Here is a 17,703-nt window from a genome sequence, read left to right on the forward strand (position 1 = left end):
ATTAAGTATGAAAAGATTATTTGTTTTATCAACAGCAATATTTATTCTATCTTCCATTGCTCATGCACAACCTACAAGTGCTGCTAGATTGGATGGTATGTATAAAAGGGAATTACTTGGCACAAGAGAGGTAATACCTTACGACAACATTCGTGAAGCTGATATCTTTTGGGAAAAAAGGATATGGAGAAATATTGACTTCAGAGAAAAAATTAATCTGCCATTTACCTGGCCAGTTGATCCATTTGCCGATATTGTTTACAATGCGGTTGTAACGGGTGAATTAAAGGCTTACAAGCCTACCTATGATGATTTTCGCGAAGGTCTTGAATATCCGATAGAAGAATTACTATTAAAATTTAATAGAACCGATTCACTTACAATTTATGATGAAGAAACATATGAGGAAAAAATTGTAGTGACCAAAACGGAGTTCGACTATCAAACAGTACAAAAGATCCAAATAAAGGAAGATTGGGTTTTTGATGAGGAAACCTCCACAATGGTAGTTAGAATCATAGGTTTGACTATGATTCGCGATAGGTTGGACCCTACTACCGGTGAGGTGCTCGGACAAGAACCAATGTTTTGGATCTATTACCCTGATCTTCGCAATATAATAATTCGTCACGAAGTGTTCAATGAGAAAAATAGCGCAAGAACACTTACATTTGAAGATATTTTCGAAATGCGTTTATTCAATAGTTATATCGTAAAAGAAGATAACGTGTATGATCGCCTAATCGAAAATTACGCAACTGGTATAGACCAGGTGCTGGAAAGTGAAAAAATAAAACAGGTTATTTTTGATTACGAACATAACCTCTGGGAATTTTAATTATCTTTCTTTTCTATTCATACTTGAACGGAAGGCCGGCTTTTATAGCCGGCTTTCTATTTTTACCCAGAGTTAGAAAATTGTAATTAAACTTTAGGGTTATCTAAATCCACCAACAATTTTCTTACTCTGGGTTACCCTAAATAAGAAAATTAAAGAGCATAATTCTCAACCCTGTGTTTTTATTACAAATTTTCTATTTAGGGTAAACCCTGAATAGAAAATTCTCTGATACAATTTGGGCGGGATTAGTTTTCATGAAATATCAAATTATTTTGATAGGCAGGATCCCTTTGAATTTTCTTATTCAGGGTCTCATTTTGCAAAGTAAAAGTTTTAATGCCGTACATTTAACCACCAACAATTTTCTTACTCTGGGTTACCCTAAATAAGAAAATTAAAGAGCATAATTCTCAACCCTATGTTTTTATTACTAATTTCCTATTTAGGGCGAATTCTGAATAGAAAATTCTCCAATACAATTTGGGCGGGATTAGTTTTCATGAAATATCAAATTATTTTGATAGGCAGGATCTCTTTGAATTTTCTTATTCAGGGTCTCATTTTGCAAAGTAAAAGTTTTAATGCCGTACATTTAACCACCAACAATTTTCTTACTCTGGGTTACCCTAAATAAGAAAATTAAAGAGCATAATTCTCAACCCTATGTTTTTATTACTAATTTCCTATTTAGGGCGAATTCTGAATAGAAAATTCTCTGATACAATTTGGGCGGGATTAGTTTTCATGAAATATCAAATTATTTTGATAGGCAGGATCTCTTTGAATTTTCTTATTCAGGGTCTCATTTTGCAAAGTAAAAGTTTTAATGCCGTACATTTAACCACCAACAATTTTCTTACTCTGGGTTACCCTAAATAAGAAAATTAAAGAGCATAATTCTCAACCCTATGTTTTTATTACTAATTTCCTATTTAGGGCGAATTCTGAATAGAAAATTCTCTGATACAATTTGGGCGGGATTAGTTTTCATGAAATATCAAATTATTTTGATAGGCAGGATCCCTTTGAATTTTCTTATTCAGGGTCTCATTTGGAAGATATTTAAATTGCATAAGTTATAAAATTGTATATAATCTTTCGGGTAAAATCGATCTCCAACAATTTTCGGAGATAGAGGAATGCTCACTTAGCGAGGTTTTTTGTTTTGTATTGTACCATTATTGAGACCTTCGCTGAGAGCGAAAGCCTCAATGCTTTGCATTAAAATTTTATCTTTTCACTCGAATGAATTATTAATTGGGATTAAATTTAAATAACATACTACATAAAAATTTCACAAAAAATTTAAACTCCTTTTTAAGTGTATCAGGTATCAAGAATCAAGTATCAGGAAATCAAACAGTGGAATCTGTTAAAATTTCGCAAGAAATTTAAACTCCTTTTTAAGTGTATCGGGTATCAAGAATCAAGTATCAGGAAAACAAACAGTGGAATCTGTTAAAATTTCGTCAGAAATTTAAACTCCTCCCTCCTTTCTCCTCTCTCCTCCCTCCTCGTCCGCAGGCAAAACCTTGGGATTAAAATAATTATTAATAAGCAACGCCTTCGCCTTGCCTACAACTTTAGCAAGTTCTTCCAGTGAAGTATTTTTGATCCGTTTTACGGATTTAAATTCTTTCATCAAAGCAGCTTTTGCTTTATCTCCTATTCCTTTTATATTATCAAGCTCAGACGTGATGGCAGCATTACTTCTTTTTAATCGATGAAAGGTAATTGCAAAACGATGTGCCTCATCGCGCATTTGTTGAATTACTTTCAGACTCTCGCTTTTTTTATTTATATATAAGGGCGTTTGGTCATCTGGAAAATAAATTTCCTCCAATCTTTTTGCAATGGAACAAATTGCAACCTTGCCATAAATATCTAATTCCTTTAGTGCTTCCACTGCTGCCGACAATTGCCCTTTTCCACCATCCACCACAATTAATTGTGGAAGGGGAAGAGCTTCCTCCAATACACGTTTATATCTTCTGTGAACGATCTCGTGCATACTCGCAAAATCATCGGGACCTATTACTGTTTTAATATTAAAATGGCGATAATCTTTTTTACTTGGTTTCGCATTTTTAAAACAAACCATACTTGCTACCGGATTTGTTCCCTGTATGTTCGAATTATCAAAACATTCAATATGATAGGGTAGCGTAGTAAGTTTAAAATCGTTTTTGATGGTTTCCAGTATACGGATATTTTTATTTTTATTTTCGCGCTTTTCTTTTCCGGCTTCCCTTTCTTCCCTCACATATAATGCATTTTTAAATGCAAGATCGAGCAACTTCTTTTTTTCTCCTGCCAATGGAATAGTTTGCACAATAGTGTCATCACTTAATTCCGATTTAACAGGAACAATTATTTCTTTAGCATCACTGTTGAATTGTAAACGCAATTCTGTTATTGCGATACTCAATAATTCTTCTTTCGACTCATCCAGTTTTTTAATGAGCTCCAAAGTTTTTGCCTGAGTAACCATTCCCTGCATTATTTTTAGATATCCTATAACTGCAAAATTGCCTGCATCCGCAATGCTGAAAACATCCACATTATCAATATTGGTGTTTACAACAGTACTTCTTCCCTGATAGTCTTCAATGCTTGCAAGTTTTTTATTTAAAACTTCTGCCGCCTCAAATTCTAATCGCTCAACGTGCTCTTGCATTTTTTGTTTGAAACTGCTTTTTACAAAACTCAAATTACCTTTTAATATATTGATGATGTTATTTACATTATCCATATATTCTTGCTCGCTCATCAAACCCTCACATGGCCCTTTACAATTTCCTAAATGATATTCGAGACAAATTTTGAATTTGTGATTTTTGATATTTGTTTCTGATAAAACATAATTACAGGTTCGTATCGGGAAAACGGATTTAATAAACTCGAAAATAGATTTTACTTTCCCTTTGGAGGTAAAAGGGCCGAGATATTGTGAGCCGTCTTCAATCCTCTTTCGTGTAAAAAATATCCGTGGAAACCTTTCATTTTTTATTACAATAAAGGGATATGTTTTTCCGTCCTTTAAATTAACATTGTATTTCGGTTGTTGTGTTTTTATTAAAGTGTTTTCCAATAAAAAGGCATCCGATTCTGAATTTACAATGGTGAATTCAACTTTTTCAATTTGTTTCACCATCAATTTAATGCGCGCACTGTGATCTGTTTTTTGAAAATAACTGCTCACGCGTTTTTTTAAATTTTTGGCTTTTCCAACATATAATAATTTAGACTCCCTGTCATAATACCGATATATACCAGGTTTATGAGGAAGTGTAATTTCTATATTATTGAATTGATCCAAATTCATTAATGCAAATATAACAGGTTGTGATTTCCTTCTCGCAGACCAAATTAAAGAAGTTGGTTCCAAGTCTTTACAGACTTAAATAAAAGGAATAAAAGACACTGAAGATGAAAACAAATTGCAATTGAAAAAAGTTTAATTATATCCTTCCATCAATTCTTCATACTGGTTTATCTGATTATTATTGTATTTGCCACAATTTAATTCGATAGTTGGAGTGCCCTCAAAGGGTGAGAATCGCGCAGCCGGATCTATCCCGATGGATTTATCGGCGTACACTCTTTTCATAAAGAACCCATAAATAGGCAATGCCATGTTTGCTCCTTGTCCTAATGCCGTGGAACGAAAATGTACCACAGGATCATCTGCGCCAACCCATACGCCACAAACTAACTGTGGCACCATTCCCATGAACCAACCATCAGTATTTTCCTGTGTTGTACCGGTTTTTCCGGCTACCTCTGAAGTAATTCCACCGTATTCCTGTCGGCGCAACCTTTGGCCGGTTCCATTGTTTACAACATATTTCATCATTTCAAGCATTACCGCTGAAATTTCTTCGCGCATAACTTCCACTCTTTTGGCAGGAAATTCAGCAATAATATTTCCATTTTTATCTTCAATTCGCGACACAAAAACTGGGCGAACAGCAACACCTTTATTTGCAAAGGCCGAATATGCCGCAGTCATTTCATATACGGTAACCTCCGGAGTTCCCAAACAAATAGAGGGCTGAAATGGTATCTCTGATTCTATTCCCATGTTATGAGCAAGATCTATAACCGGTTGAATTCCAACTTCACGAAGTAAATATGCAGTAACCGTGTTTACCGATTTTCCCAATCCCTGAGATAAGGTTAACATACCGCCATAACTTCCATCTGAGTTTTTAGGTGTCCAATCGGAAACCAGGCTCCACTTTTTACCCTTTTCGAAGGTAACAGGGAGATTCGGTATCTGATAACAGGGCGAAAATCCCTTATCTGCGATAGCTGCCGTATATACAAAAGGTTTAAATGTTGAACCTACCTGTCGCCCCTGAGAGGGTTTTACGTGATCCAACTGATAATAACGCATATCAACACCACCAACCCAAGCCTTGATCTCCCCTGTATGCGGATCCATTGCCATAAAACCCGGCTGCAATGTTTTCTTTACATATTTAATAGAATCATAAGGCGACATTACTGTATCAAGATCATAGTTTTTTGCAAACCATGAAAAAACCGTCATCGTATCCTTTTTCTGAAATGCTGTGTTTATTTCGTCCTCACTTTTGCCTGCTTTTTTCATTTTGCGATAACGCTCACTCTGTTTCATCGCATTATCAATTAATCCTGGATTTGTTCTGCCACTATAAGGATAAGCCCAGGGTTCGTATTTATTTCCTTTCCAATGTGCGTTAAAATCCTTTTGCAATTTTGTGAGCCATTGACTGGTAGCCTGTTCTGCATAACTTTGCATGCGGCTGTCAATAGTTGTATAGATCTTTAATCCATCCTTATAAATATCCCATTTTCCACCATCGGGTTTTTCATTTTCTTCCACCCAATCACCAAGCCATTGGCGTAAATATTCTCGGAAATAAGTTCCATTTCCGGCTTTATGGTCTTGTCGTTTAAAATCAAGTGCAATGGGTTTTTGTTTATATACATCATATTCTTCCTGACTCAGATCTCCCGTTTCCACCATGGAATGAAGTACTATATTTCTTCTTTCCAAACATCTTTCCGGAAAACGCACAGGATTAAAAAGGGAAGGATTATTTACCATTCCTACCAGGATCGCTGACTCATCAATGGAAAGTGAATCGACAGTTTTATTAAAAAAAGTTTTAGAAGCAGTTTTAATTCCGCTGGCATCGTAGATGTATGGAATAGTATTCAAATACATTACAATAATTTCTTCTTTGGTATATCTGCGCTCCAATTTAGCCGCTGTAACCCACTCCTTTAATTTTATTACTGCCAATGAAAATTTATTACTTGCAACAGGTCTGCCATATAAATTTTTTGCAAGTTGTTGTGTAAGTGTACTTCCACCACCCGCTTCCTCCTGACGCAATATCAAAGTCTTAATTATAACACGCATTACGCTTTTTGCATCAATACCGCTGTGTTCATAAAATCTTCTGTCTTCCGTAGCAACTAAAGCCTGAATTAAATGCGGAGGAATTTCTTTTAAGGTTGCATTGGTTCTGTTCTCTCTATAAAATCTTCCTAACAACTCTCCATCTGATGTTAATATTTGTGTTGCAAGACTACTTTGAGGATTTTCTAATTCATCAAAAGAAGGCAATTTGCCAAACACACCCAAGGATAATAACAGGATAAATAACGCCATTACTCCGGCACCGATAAAAAAGATCCGCCAAAACCATTTTATCTGTTTTTTGTATACAGCTAATTCTTCTTTTACCGACATAATTTTAAATTAATCTTTTATATAATTATCCTCGAAGAAAACTTCATAACCCGTAACGTCTTTTGCCTTGTAAAACTGAACGTAATTTGATTTTGAAATTACCATTGGGGTAAATGCCTCTTTTGTAAGTTCATTAAAAACGCTGGCGTTATCTTTTATTGTATAATAGTAAGTTAAAGCTTTTGCAGCACTTGAAAATGATTTTACCATAATGATACTATTTTCCTTGCCCAATAATAAACTACTGATCTTCAGGTTATCGCTGCCGAAATTGGAGGCATCAAAAGTTGCTATATTATTTTTCATAGTGGTGGCATCTTTACCGGTTGCCCCCATCAAAAATAAAAAGTAATGTTCTTCCTCCGGTTTATAAGTATAATTAATAGTAGGCGCAACTTTTTCAACCGCATCCATTACACTTCCTCTGCGCAGATAATCGAGAATTTCCTGAGCGCGAATTCCAACCTCGTGCGTTGGGTATTTTATTGCTACCTTTTGCAATTCATTTTTGAAAATATCTACACTGTCTGCATCTGCAAATGTTAATGCATTTAGCATTTCAAACTTTGGTTTATAGGGATTGGGCACGAATAAACTATCCGCTATATGAGATCTGTTTTTAACTTCCACATAGTTTTTTTGTTGGAGCAGATCATAGGTTTGCGTATAAAAAATGTCCAATGCGTTCTTTTTTTCATCCCTTTTTTTGAAATAGTCGGGGTCGTCTATGATTTTGGCATAATCTGATTCAGGATATTTTGACAGGATAGCATTTTTATATGTCTCTTGTTTGGGATTTCCTGTCAATCGGTATAATTGATAGTATGCCTGAACCTCGTAAGAATTTGCAGGATAGTCTGTTACATTTTCCTCAAAATATTGTATAGCTTTTGGTTTATTGGAAAAATTTTCTTTATAAATTATTCCTGCTCTGAATAATGCACCTGCAATTTTTGCATTGGAAGATGCAATTTGTTCGGGTGTTTTTGGGAGACTTGCAGTAATGGCATCAATCGTAATATTTTTACCTGTAAGGTCAATTGTTTTTGTTGCAGCAGTATCAACAGCTGCAGTTTCTTCTTCACCAAAACTTCCTTTTTCACTGCGTCTCCAATTATCCTCCAATTTTCGGGTATCCCATTTTTTCTTGAATTCGGAAAATCCGCGAGAGCGTAAAGTGATATTGTAAAAATAAAAATCACCACCAGTATTTGTTCCGGCTTGCACTACATTATTGGGATCAATAATTTCATTATTTACGGTGTCTTTTTCTTCTTCCTCAACAATTATTTTTTCCAATTCTTTGAGTAATTCCTTTTCAGATAATCCTGCCCAATACTGTAACTTTTTTTCAGTGTCGATTATAGTCAATTCATCCACCAATAATTTTAAATTATCGCGTAACATTTTCACCTCCTCAAAACGGGGTTGATCTTTTGGAAGATTTAATACAGTGCTGTCATAATATGCATATGCTGATTTATATTCCACATCAGCATAATAAATATCACCTAAACGCATGTAAGAAGTGCCTTTTTGTTTTCCTTCGTTTGTACTTCTTACAGATTTATTCAGATATTCAATTCCAAGTTCTTTTTGTTTATCAGCGAGTGCAATATCCGCAAGTGTATAATAAATAAGTCCGTAGAATTCAATATACTTTTCATCCTTAAGCAGGCTCAATAATTCGTCTTTGGATTCTTTTCCGGAAACACCGTAATTTTCCATGGTTAATTTAGCCATATTTAATTTGGCATAAAAATCCATGTCGTAAGTTGGTTTGCCATCCAATACCAACTGGTAGGTGGCAAGTGCCTTTTCGTAATTATTTTGTTCGGAATATAATTGTGCTAAAATAAAATTATATCGAACAATAAGTTTTTTGTCATCAGTATTTTCAATAGCTGCCATTAAAGGTTCAATGGCATTTGCACGCTGATTTTCTTTTATATAACAATCGGCTTCTACAGCATATAATTCCCCTAACAACCAAGTAGGAAAATTTTCACGGCTTTTTAAAACGCTTAATACAGTATGTGCATCGCTATATTTTTTTTGTTCAATAAGTGAGCGTGCCACCCAAATTCCGGCTTGACTTGCAACAGGTTGATGTTTTAATCTTTCTGCAAAATTCAATTCGCCATCTTCATCCTCCTTTACACGCTTATTTGCCGATTGTTTTTCAATGATGTCGGAATATTCAGAAACTATGTATTGAAAAGTGGTTAGGGCATCCTCATAATTGCGTTTATAAAAACTCGATTTACCTATCAGAAAGTAACTATCATCCACCCATTTGCTTTTTTTATGCATTTGGATCACAAATGAGGTCTTTTTTACGATCTCATCCATGGCAGGTTGAACCCCGGAGGCCTGTTCCTGAGTGCCATACTTGAAAATGGGTAAAATTTCTTCGTAGTTATCCGTTTGACCTTCCCAAAGCGTGCGCTCATTCTCCTTCATGCTCAAACGGGCGTTAAAATACCCGTTATCCCTTGCTATGAGGTCGTCGATACTGCGTACAACAATATTATTATTGCCATTTTTGCTTGAACTGCAGGCAGAAACAAAAAAAAGAATTAAAATTGTAGCGATAAATAGGGAAAAATTTCGTTTCACAGTCAATAGTTTGTTGCCGGGTATATAACTTATTTCCGACAAAAATATTTTAAATAAAGTAAATAAAATAGCGTTTTACGCAGTAATGGCGAAAGGTAACAAAAAAACCAATCTTTGGTTGGAGAAATTGCGCACTAAATACAAGTTAGTGCTCATGCACGACAAGACTTTTGAGGTGCAAACCTCTTTGCGCCTGAGCTTGTTGAATGTGATCATACTTTTCAGCACTTTATTGGTTTTGGTGGGGATGATCGTATATCTCGCCATTGTTTTCACTCCCCTGAAAAATCTGGTGGTGGGTTATAGCGAGGTAAATACCACCCGTCAGATCACCAAAAACAACAGGACTACCGATTCCATGCTGCTTTCGCTCAAGGCTTACGATATCTATTTCGCGAACCTGCAAAAACGATTAAGTGGTGAAATTGATACTATTGTGCCCTTGGATAGCATCGAAAAGAAGGATTATTCCAACATTCAGATAGGGGAAGCCTCCGAAACGGATAAAATGTTACGTGATCAGGTGTCGCAGGAGGACCTATTTAATCTTAGTCTTGCCGATCCCAGGGAGGTTACGAGCGATCAGAATCTGGAATCATTGCACTTTTTTCCTCCTGTGAAGGGTTCTGTCACTTCCGAATTCAGTTCGAGAGAGAAACATTACGGAATTGATATCGTGGCGCCCGAAAACACTCCGGTAAAGGCTTGTCTTAGTGGGGTTGTTATCGATAGTTATTGGAGTCTCGAAAGCGGAAACGTGATCATACTTCAACATGACCATGGACTTATCTCCTTTTATAAACACAATTCTCAGATACTTAAAAAAACGGGAAACTCGGTGAAAGCCGGTGATGTTATAGCTGTAATTGGAAATACCGGTGAGTTGAGTAGCGGTCCGCACCTGCATTTTGAACTTTGGCATCAAAAAAATCCTATAAATCCAAAAGATTATATTAACTTCAACTAAAATTTAAAAACTATGTTTGGGAATAAAAATTCAACAACCCAGTCTGCACCCAACTCTTTTATTTCAAACAGGATCAATCTAGGAACTATTGTGGAAGGAACAATAGAAAGTGACGGCGACCTCAGGATTGAGGGCACCATACGCGGAACTTTGCGCACAAAAGCAAAGGTGGCAGTTGGGCCTACCGGATTGATCGAGGGTGATGTGCATTGTAAAAGTGCGGATATTGAGGGTAGAATTACGGGCGATATTGAGGTAAGCGAGGTATTAACGTTAAAATCTTCCTCCATTGTTGAAGGAAATATTTATACTGCAAAGATTGTTATTGAAAATGGAGCTCATTTCGACGGCATATGCAATATGGGTGCTAAAGAAACTAAAATAGTAGATGCCAGACCGCAATACCAGGAAGCCACGATTTGATAATTATTTTAAATATTCTGCTATGGCATTTCAGCTATTTGCAGGAATATTTATTGGCGTGTGGGGCGGAATTAAATTAGACGCTTTGCTGAACACAAAACCGTGGTTTACGGTTATACTTTCATTATTGGGAGTAGCCGCAGGTATGTACGCCGTGCTCAAAGATTTTATTAAGCCGAATAAAAAATGAATGCGTTGATTTTAAAAGAAAAAATTAGTTTATGATTTTGGGTGCGTTTAAACGATTGATCTTATTTGCAGTATTTATTGCAGCAGTGTTGTTTATTTTGAGTTTTTTCAAAAATTTCAAATCAGTAATGGCATTTGCCTGGGTACTTTATTTTGTGTTTCTTGTGTTGAGTTTTGCAACTTTATATCTTTCTGGAAAAACAATGACGGGCAAATTAAGTGGGTTTATGAATATTTTTTTTGTAAGTATTTTTTCTAAACTAATAATTACTGCCATAATTGTTATGGTATATAAAAAAAATGCCGAACCAACATCAGACATCAACTTTATAATTCCTTTTGCAATTATATATTTTTCCTTTTTGTTTTTTGAAACTTATGAGCTTGTAAAAATGTCGCGTAGGATCGGTAACAATCAAAAAAATGCAACCGGCAAAAAATGAGAATAATATATTTTATCATAATTGTGTTCTCTCTTTTTTTAATTGCGACTGCAAATGCACAGTCTGCTCCATTGTTAAATTTCGAGCGCGATGTGATTAAGTCTGAACAGAATATTGCATCGGCTAAACTCACTGTATTTAATGCTGCCCCAACCGATAATTATGATCTTAAATATGTGCGTTGCGAGTGGAATATTTCCCCCGACACACTAACTATTTCAGGCGCAATAACTTCCTATTTTACAATATTGGAAAATAGTGATCTGATCTATTTTGATGCAAGTGATTCACTTATTATTGACTCAGTTATTTATCATAACGACGAACTTATTTTTCAACACCTAAATAATGAAATTGAAATATCACTCCCTGAATCATTAACTACAGGAATTTTTGATTCAATTTGTGTTTATTATCACGGTACACCTGTTTCTTCAGGCTTCGGTTCCTTTGAAATTACGCCACATGAAACAGGTAATACCATTTGGACATTATCAGAACCATACGGAGCAAGCGATTGGTGGCCTTGTAAGCAAACAATTACCGATAAGATCGATTCCGCTGATATTTTGGTAACCACTCCTTCGGCCTATAGATCGGGAGGGCCCGGTTTATTAATTAATGAAATTGTGGATGGAGATTTTACTACATATCATTGGAGAACTAAATATCCAATGGCAACTTATTTGATTGGAATATCAGTTAGTAATTTTGAAGTGTATTCTTTTTATGCTCCTCATCATGAAGATTCTGTTTTATTTTATAATTTAATTTATCCGGAAACATTTGAATCCGCTGTTCCGTCAATAGATTTAATTGTACCTTCCTTTGAATTGTTTTCCGATATTTATTCCGATTATCCCTATCCCGATGAAAAATATGGCCATATGCAATTTGGTTGGGGTGGAGGAATGGAACATCAGACTATGAGTTCAGTTTCTAATTTTAATTACGAATTGCTTGTGCATGAAATGGCACACCAATGGTTTGGTGATAAAATTACTTGCGGCACCTGGAGAGATATCTGGTTGAATGAAGGTTTTGCTACCTATAGTACATGGTTGAGTTTCGATTTTTCTGAAGACCCAAATAACTATTTTGAAGCATGGCTTACCGGAACCAGAAATTCCATTATTTCAAAACCAGATGGATCTGTTTGGGTAGATGATACTACCACTACGGCCAGAATATTTGATGGAAGATTAACGTATTATAAAGGTGCCTGGTTATTACACATGCTAAGATGGGAATTAGGTGATTCTATATTTTTTAAAGCTATAAAAAATTATATTACAGATCCTGAATTGATCTACAATTTTGCAGTAACAGATGATTTGAAAAAACATTTGGAGTCTGAAGGTGATACAATGCTCACTCAATATTTTAATGATTGGTTTTACGGACAGGGATACCCAACATATTATTTATTATGGAACCAGGATGAAAATGATCTTTTGAAAATAGCATTGAACCAAACAACCTCCGATGCTTCCGTAGATTTTTTTGAAATGAAAGTTCCCGTGCGGTTATATGGTGAAAACGATTCGCTTGATGTTGTTTTGGAGCATAAAAAAATAGGTCAGTTATTCCAATTTGAAGTGCCTTTTGAAATTACAGGTATTGTATTGGATCCTGATATTAAATTATTGCACGCCAATGATATTATTACACATACGGAATTGCCTGACGGCCCTTTACAATTGATAACGTATCCGAATCCTGCTGATACAGAATTAAATATTCAAATGTTCAACATACGTCTTAGTGATTATTCGGTTGAATTATATAATAATGCTTCTCAAATTGTATACAGCACCCATACTCGTCTTGATGATACACGTGGTCTCCTTAAAATTGATATTTCTCAACTTGCTCCCGGGCCTTATGTATTATCGGTGAAGGATGATGTTAATGATATTGTAGTGAAACTTATCATTAAATAGACAATCTTCCTCCTGAATTAATATTTTTCAAAAAGCATATTTCAAATGCAGAGAAAATGCATCCTGAAATCCTTTAACACTTTCTTCACCTGCAATAGTTAATGCACGATCGTAAAGCAGCTCCAGATAATATTTATTAATAAGAGTTACGCCCCCACCTGCAATAAAAGAAACATGAAAATTATTTTTGTCAATTTCATTTTCAAGAGCGTAATTTTCAATCGTATGGATATAAATATTTTCCTCCATAATTTTCTGAGTGTTATCATTTGTTATTGAGTAGGCTCCTCCAAAACCAATTTTAAAATAGGGTTTAAATTTGGGAGTGTTCATTTGAACCTTAAGAGCTGTGGTTAATGCTACATCAAGTATGTCGAAATTTATTTCTTCTTCTCTATAAAATGATCCCGAAGTGTAAGCTGCGAATCCTGTTGAGCTGATTTTCTTAATAGCCAATTCATTATTCAACCAAAGTGTTTGTCGTCGGCCTTCAAAGTCAATATCGTAAAATAAGCCGGCATCATATCCATTTCCATAACTATATTCAGCACGACCATAACCTGGACCACTGTCACCTGTAGTGAATGTAATTTTTGTTTTGGAAACTCCAAGCATTAAACCAAAATATTCTTGAGATTTTGGTTTAATAAATTGATATGAAATTTCATTTGCCCGACATTTATTAAAATCTATTATTATCGAAGCGATTTCATTAGAAGTAAATCTGCAACGATCAATTTTTCCAAGTAACTTCGGACATCTTTTTGTTATCCTTGCCAATTGATTTTTATATTCCGCAACTTTAATTCCTGATTTAAGTTCTTCATCATAATAATAGATATACAATAATTCCACAATGGAATCACCATATATCGCAAAAAAATGATTTTTTTCATTTGCGCTGTAATGATATAAACTAATACCTTCTTCTGATACCACAATAGCCTTAAGCGCAATTGTATCCTTTTCAAGTAACTGAACATATCCAAGTCCCAATTTATAAAGATCAACAGGTGTATTATCAATTATAACCTGTCGGCATATATATTCTGTGTTTTCCACTGAAACACTTTTTAAAGTATGCGGAGTGAATGTTTCTACAACTGCATCCTTTGATTTTTTGAAACGAAATGTTTCAGGACTGTCGGCCCAATCTCTGAAATCAATTAATCCTTGTAAGGTATCATCCTGATTGGTGATAATAGTGCCTGGAACAAAATTTTCCTGAGCGTTCAACCATCCATGCAGGAAAATAACGACAAAAAGCAAACTAAATCGAAAAATATTCGGAGGAAGGATATTATTATTTTTGTGTTTCATTTTTGCTAAATTAGCACAAAAATATACATGAAAAAGATACTATTGTTAGGAAGTGGTGAATTGGGAAAAGAGTTCGTAATCGCATGCAAAAGATTAGGTGAATATGTGATTGCAGTTGACTCCTATAACAACGCACCTGCACAACAAGTTGCCGATGAAAGAGAAGTTATTAATATGTTGGATGGAGATGCATTGGATGCAATTGTAAAAAAACACAAACCGGATATTATTGTTCCTGAAATAGAAGCAATAAGAACGGAACGATTTTATGAATATGAAAAATGGAATATTCAGGTTGTTCCCAGTGCACGTGCGGCAAATTTCACCATGAACAGAAAAGCGATCAGAGATCTTGCTGCGATAGAATTGGGTGTTAAAACTGCAAAATATGCTTATGCTACAAGTTTGGAGGAATTAAAAAGGGCAGTTGCAGAAATTGGAATTCCTTGTGTTATTAAACCGTTGATGAGTTCCAGTGGTAAAGGACAATCTACCATTAAATCGGAATCGGATATTGAAAAAAGCTGGAATTATTCGCAGGAAGCAAAACGCGGGGATATAGCAGAAGTGATAGTTGAAGAATTTATTTCATTTGATTCAGAAATTACTTTATTAACAGTGACGCAAAAAAACGGTCCCACTTTATTTTGTGCACCAATTGGACATCGACAGGAGCGGGGTGATTATCAGGAAAGTTGGCAACCTGCATTAATTTCTTCCGAACATATTAAAGAAGCACAGGAAATTGCAAAAAAGGTTACAGAAGCATTAACAGGTGCCGGAATTTGGGGAGTGGAATTTTTCCTAAGCGCAAAAAATGGTGTGTATTTTTCAGAGTTGAGTCCGCGCCCTCACGATACCGGAATGGTTACACTTGCTGAGACACAAAATTTAAATGAATTTGAATTACATGCCCGTGCAGTTTTGGGATTGCCTATACCGGAAATTGAATTATTAAAAATTGGAGCTAGTGCAGTAATTCTTGCTCCGGAAGAAATGCAAAAATTCACATTTGAAGGAATTGAAAAAGTTTTGGAGAGTTCGCAAACAGATATCCGTATCTTCGGTAAACAAACTACAAGAAAATATCGGCGTATGGGAGTAGTGTTGGTAAATGGAAATTTAGGAGGAGATGTGAATCAGGTAAAAGAAAAAGCTATGGATCTGGCGAAATTAGTGAGCTTAAAAAAAATGGATTAAATTTGATTTATTAACCTTTTAAAAATAGAATTATGATCACATTAGAACAATATGCCGACCTCTGTGTATTGATGAGCGACACAGCAGGAGATGAATCCAAAGAAATTGCCATTGCCGAAGCAAATGGTGTAAGCGGAGCTGAATGGCTCGAATCAAAAAAAGGATATACAGCTAAAATGAGCGATCCCGCCGACATGGGAAAAACTGCAGTTGCCTTCATGCCATTATACCAAGCAGCACTAGACAAAAAACGCGGAGGTGGAGAACCCTGCACCTTAGAATTATATACCAAGATCCATGCAGAAATGGCGTTCAGAAAAGATCCGAACGATCCAACTAAAAAAATTGACTACAACATCGTTTTAGCGGAAAACGGCTATACCCATCAAACCTGGCTTGAATGTGAAAGTTACTGGACTCCACGCGTAGGTGCCGACACCGAACCAAAATATATTCCGGAACTCGGTGCCAAATTCAGAGTTTTAATGCAGCAGGAGAGTGATAGGATTTTTGGGATTGTGAGGTGAGGGGAATAATCTTAATATGCCCCCACAAATTCTACTCACACCTATAAAAATCAATTATATCCGTGAGGGACTGTGTGGCGTTCCGGATATTTTCGTCCCCAATTCCGCCAGAGTCCCACTTGAAAAATACATTAAAATTTAATGATTGATTTTCTGTGTAGATTCTGGCGGGGCAGTCGTAGGCCATAGCGTAGAGAAAGCCCCCACATAGTCTGCTCACACCTATAAAAAATCAATTATACCCGTGAGGGACTGTGTGGATTCGGAGGACTAAATTTCATCCTAAAAGTGTTTATTTAGGGAATATAAAATCAATTATATCCAGCTTGGCCACGAGTATTTTCGTCCCAATTCCGCCAGAGTCCCACTTGAAAAATTTACAAACATCAAATGATTTGTTTTCTGTGTAGACTCTGGCGGGGCAGATCAAGGGAATAACATGGAGAAATATTATTTAATTTTAGTATCTCAATTAAATAAAAATTTTATGACAGTCCGCACCTTAAAAACAGAAACAGGAATTTGTTATTATTGTACATTTACTTGTTATAAATGGCTTCCTTTATTTGAATTAACAAAAATTCACGATGCAATTTATAGGTGGTTTGACTACTTGGTTGAAAATGGTCATCAAATTGTTGGATTCGTAATAATGAATAATCATATGCATTGTATTATTCATATAAAAAAAGGAGGACCTACTATTAATCGCATTATTGGAAATGCCAAACGATTATTAGCTTATGAAATAGTGGAGCGGTTGAAAAATATTAAAAGAGAGGATATATTACACATTATGCAAGAAGGCGTTTCAGATAAAGAAAAATTAAAAGGTGTTAAACATAAAGTATTTGAAGCCTCTTTTGATGGAAAGGAATGTTTTACCTACGATTTTTTAATTGAGAAATTGCGGTATATACATAATAATCCAGTAAAGGCAGGATTAGTTACTTTTCCGGAAGAATATATTCATTCCTCAGCGAAATTTTATTTCACAAATGAACAAGGTATTTATCCTGTTACTCATTTTATAGAAATATTTGATGGGAGAGAGGTGTATGAATTTTCTATAGGGATAAAAAAGAAAGATTCGCAGGAATAAATTTAATCCTAAAAGTGTTCTAGAATTGAAATATAAATTCAATTATATCCGTGATGGCCAATGATATTTTCGTCCCCATTTCCGCCAGAGTCCCACTTGAAAAATTTACAAACATCAAATGATTTATTTTCTGTGTAGATTCTGGCGGGGCATTCATAGGCCATAGCGCAGAGAAAGCCCCCACATAGTCTACTCACACCTATAAAAAATCAATTATACCCGTGAGGGACTGTGTGGATTCGGAGGAGAAAATTTCATTCTAAAAGTGTTTACGAATGGAAATATAAAATCAATTATATCCATTATAGCCCTGGAAATTTTCGTCCTCAATTCCGCCAGAGTCCCACGTGAAAAATAATTAAAATTAAATGATTTATTTTCTG

The 17,703-nt window shown here is 35.4% G+C and carries 13 protein-coding genes; 9 read left to right on the plus strand and 4 right to left on the minus strand.

The features are described 5' to 3' along the window. The first annotated feature begins 7 nt into the window (after nucleotides 1-7). The gene (gldN, locus tag IPI31_07215; protein MBK7567606.1) at nucleotides 8-838 is read left to right on the plus strand and encodes a gliding motility protein GldN; all 831 of its coding nucleotides are present in this window, start codon (nucleotides 8-10) and stop codon (nucleotides 836-838) included. A 1,480-nt stretch (nucleotides 839-2,318) separates the two neighbouring features. Here gldN and IPI31_07220 read toward each other — a convergent pair. The 3 genes from IPI31_07220 to IPI31_07230 all read right to left on the minus strand — a co-directional run bounded on the left by IPI31_07220 (nucleotide 2,319) and on the right by IPI31_07230 (nucleotide 9,206). After that, complete coding sequence (locus IPI31_07220) at nucleotides 2,319-4,166, minus strand: excinuclease ABC subunit C (protein ID MBK7567607.1); 1,848 nt, start codon at nucleotides 4,164-4,166, stop codon at nucleotides 2,319-2,321. A gap of 132 nt (nucleotides 4,167-4,298) precedes the next feature. Beyond that, nucleotides 4,299-6,587, minus strand: coding sequence for a transglycosylase domain-containing protein (locus IPI31_07225; protein MBK7567608.1), 2,289 nt, complete (start codon nucleotides 6,585-6,587; stop codon nucleotides 4,299-4,301). A 9-nt stretch (nucleotides 6,588-6,596) separates the two neighbouring features. After that, on the minus strand, nucleotides 6,597-9,206 hold the full coding sequence (locus IPI31_07230; protein ID MBK7567609.1) for a hypothetical protein: 2,610 nt from the start codon (nucleotides 9,204-9,206) through the stop codon (nucleotides 6,597-6,599). 85 nt (nucleotides 9,207-9,291) lie between these two features. Here IPI31_07230 and IPI31_07235 point away from each other — a divergent pair, with 85 nt between their 5' ends. Genes IPI31_07235 through IPI31_07255 form a run of 5 tightly spaced genes read left to right on the plus strand, consistent with a single transcriptional unit; the run spans nucleotide 9,292 to nucleotide 13,171 of the window. Beyond that, nucleotides 9,292-10,173 carry a M23 family metallopeptidase gene (locus IPI31_07235; protein ID MBK7567610.1) on the plus strand — a complete coding sequence of 294 codons (882 nt, stop codon included), beginning with the start codon at nucleotides 9,292-9,294 and terminating at the stop codon, nucleotides 10,171-10,173. Nucleotides 10,174-10,185: 12 nt separating this feature from the next. Next, entirely contained in the window at nucleotides 10,186-10,596 is a 411-nt protein-coding gene (locus IPI31_07240; GenBank protein MBK7567611.1) for a polymer-forming cytoskeletal protein, read from the plus strand. Nucleotides 10,597-10,618: 22 nt separating this feature from the next. After that, on the plus strand, nucleotides 10,619-10,786 hold the full coding sequence (locus IPI31_07245; GenBank protein MBK7567612.1) for an AtpZ/AtpI family protein: 168 nt from the start codon (nucleotides 10,619-10,621) through the stop codon (nucleotides 10,784-10,786). A 31-nt stretch (nucleotides 10,787-10,817) separates the two neighbouring features. Continuing rightward, nucleotides 10,818-11,228 carry a hypothetical protein gene (locus IPI31_07250; protein ID MBK7567613.1) on the plus strand — a complete coding sequence of 137 codons (411 nt, stop codon included), beginning with the start codon at nucleotides 10,818-10,820 and terminating at the stop codon, nucleotides 11,226-11,228. After that, the gene (locus IPI31_07255) at nucleotides 11,225-13,171 is read left to right on the plus strand and encodes a T9SS type A sorting domain-containing protein (protein ID MBK7567614.1); all 1,947 of its coding nucleotides are present in this window, start codon (nucleotides 11,225-11,227) and stop codon (nucleotides 13,169-13,171) included. The genes IPI31_07250 and IPI31_07255 overlap by 4 nt, the downstream gene beginning before the upstream one ends. A gap of 27 nt (nucleotides 13,172-13,198) precedes the next feature. Here the strand turns inward: IPI31_07255 and IPI31_07260 are convergent, their stop codons facing one another. Continuing rightward, entirely contained in the window at nucleotides 13,199-14,491 is a 1,293-nt protein-coding gene (locus IPI31_07260; protein ID MBK7567615.1) for a hypothetical protein, read from the minus strand. A gap of 27 nt (nucleotides 14,492-14,518) precedes the next feature. Between IPI31_07260 and purT the strand changes: the two genes are divergently transcribed. From purT to IPI31_07275, 3 genes are all read left to right on the plus strand, one after another. After that, the gene (purT, locus tag IPI31_07265) at nucleotides 14,519-15,691 is read left to right on the plus strand and encodes a formate-dependent phosphoribosylglycinamide formyltransferase (GenBank protein ID MBK7567616.1); all 1,173 of its coding nucleotides are present in this window, start codon (nucleotides 14,519-14,521) and stop codon (nucleotides 15,689-15,691) included. Nucleotides 15,692-15,723: 32 nt separating this feature from the next. Then, nucleotides 15,724-16,218, plus strand: a complete 495-nt coding sequence (locus IPI31_07270) for a hypothetical protein (GenBank protein ID MBK7567617.1) — start codon at nucleotides 15,724-15,726, stop codon at nucleotides 16,216-16,218. A 487-nt stretch (nucleotides 16,219-16,705) separates the two neighbouring features. After that, nucleotides 16,706-17,320: a hypothetical protein gene (locus IPI31_07275; GenBank protein MBK7567618.1), complete on the plus strand. Its 615-nt coding sequence runs from the start codon at nucleotides 16,706-16,708 to the stop codon at nucleotides 17,318-17,320. The last annotated feature ends 383 nt before the right edge of the window (nucleotides 17,321-17,703 follow it).

It is taken from the genome of Bacteroidota bacterium (assembly GCA_016706865.1).
Lineage (GTDB): Bacteria > Bacteroidota > Bacteroidia > Chitinophagales > BACL12 > UBA7236.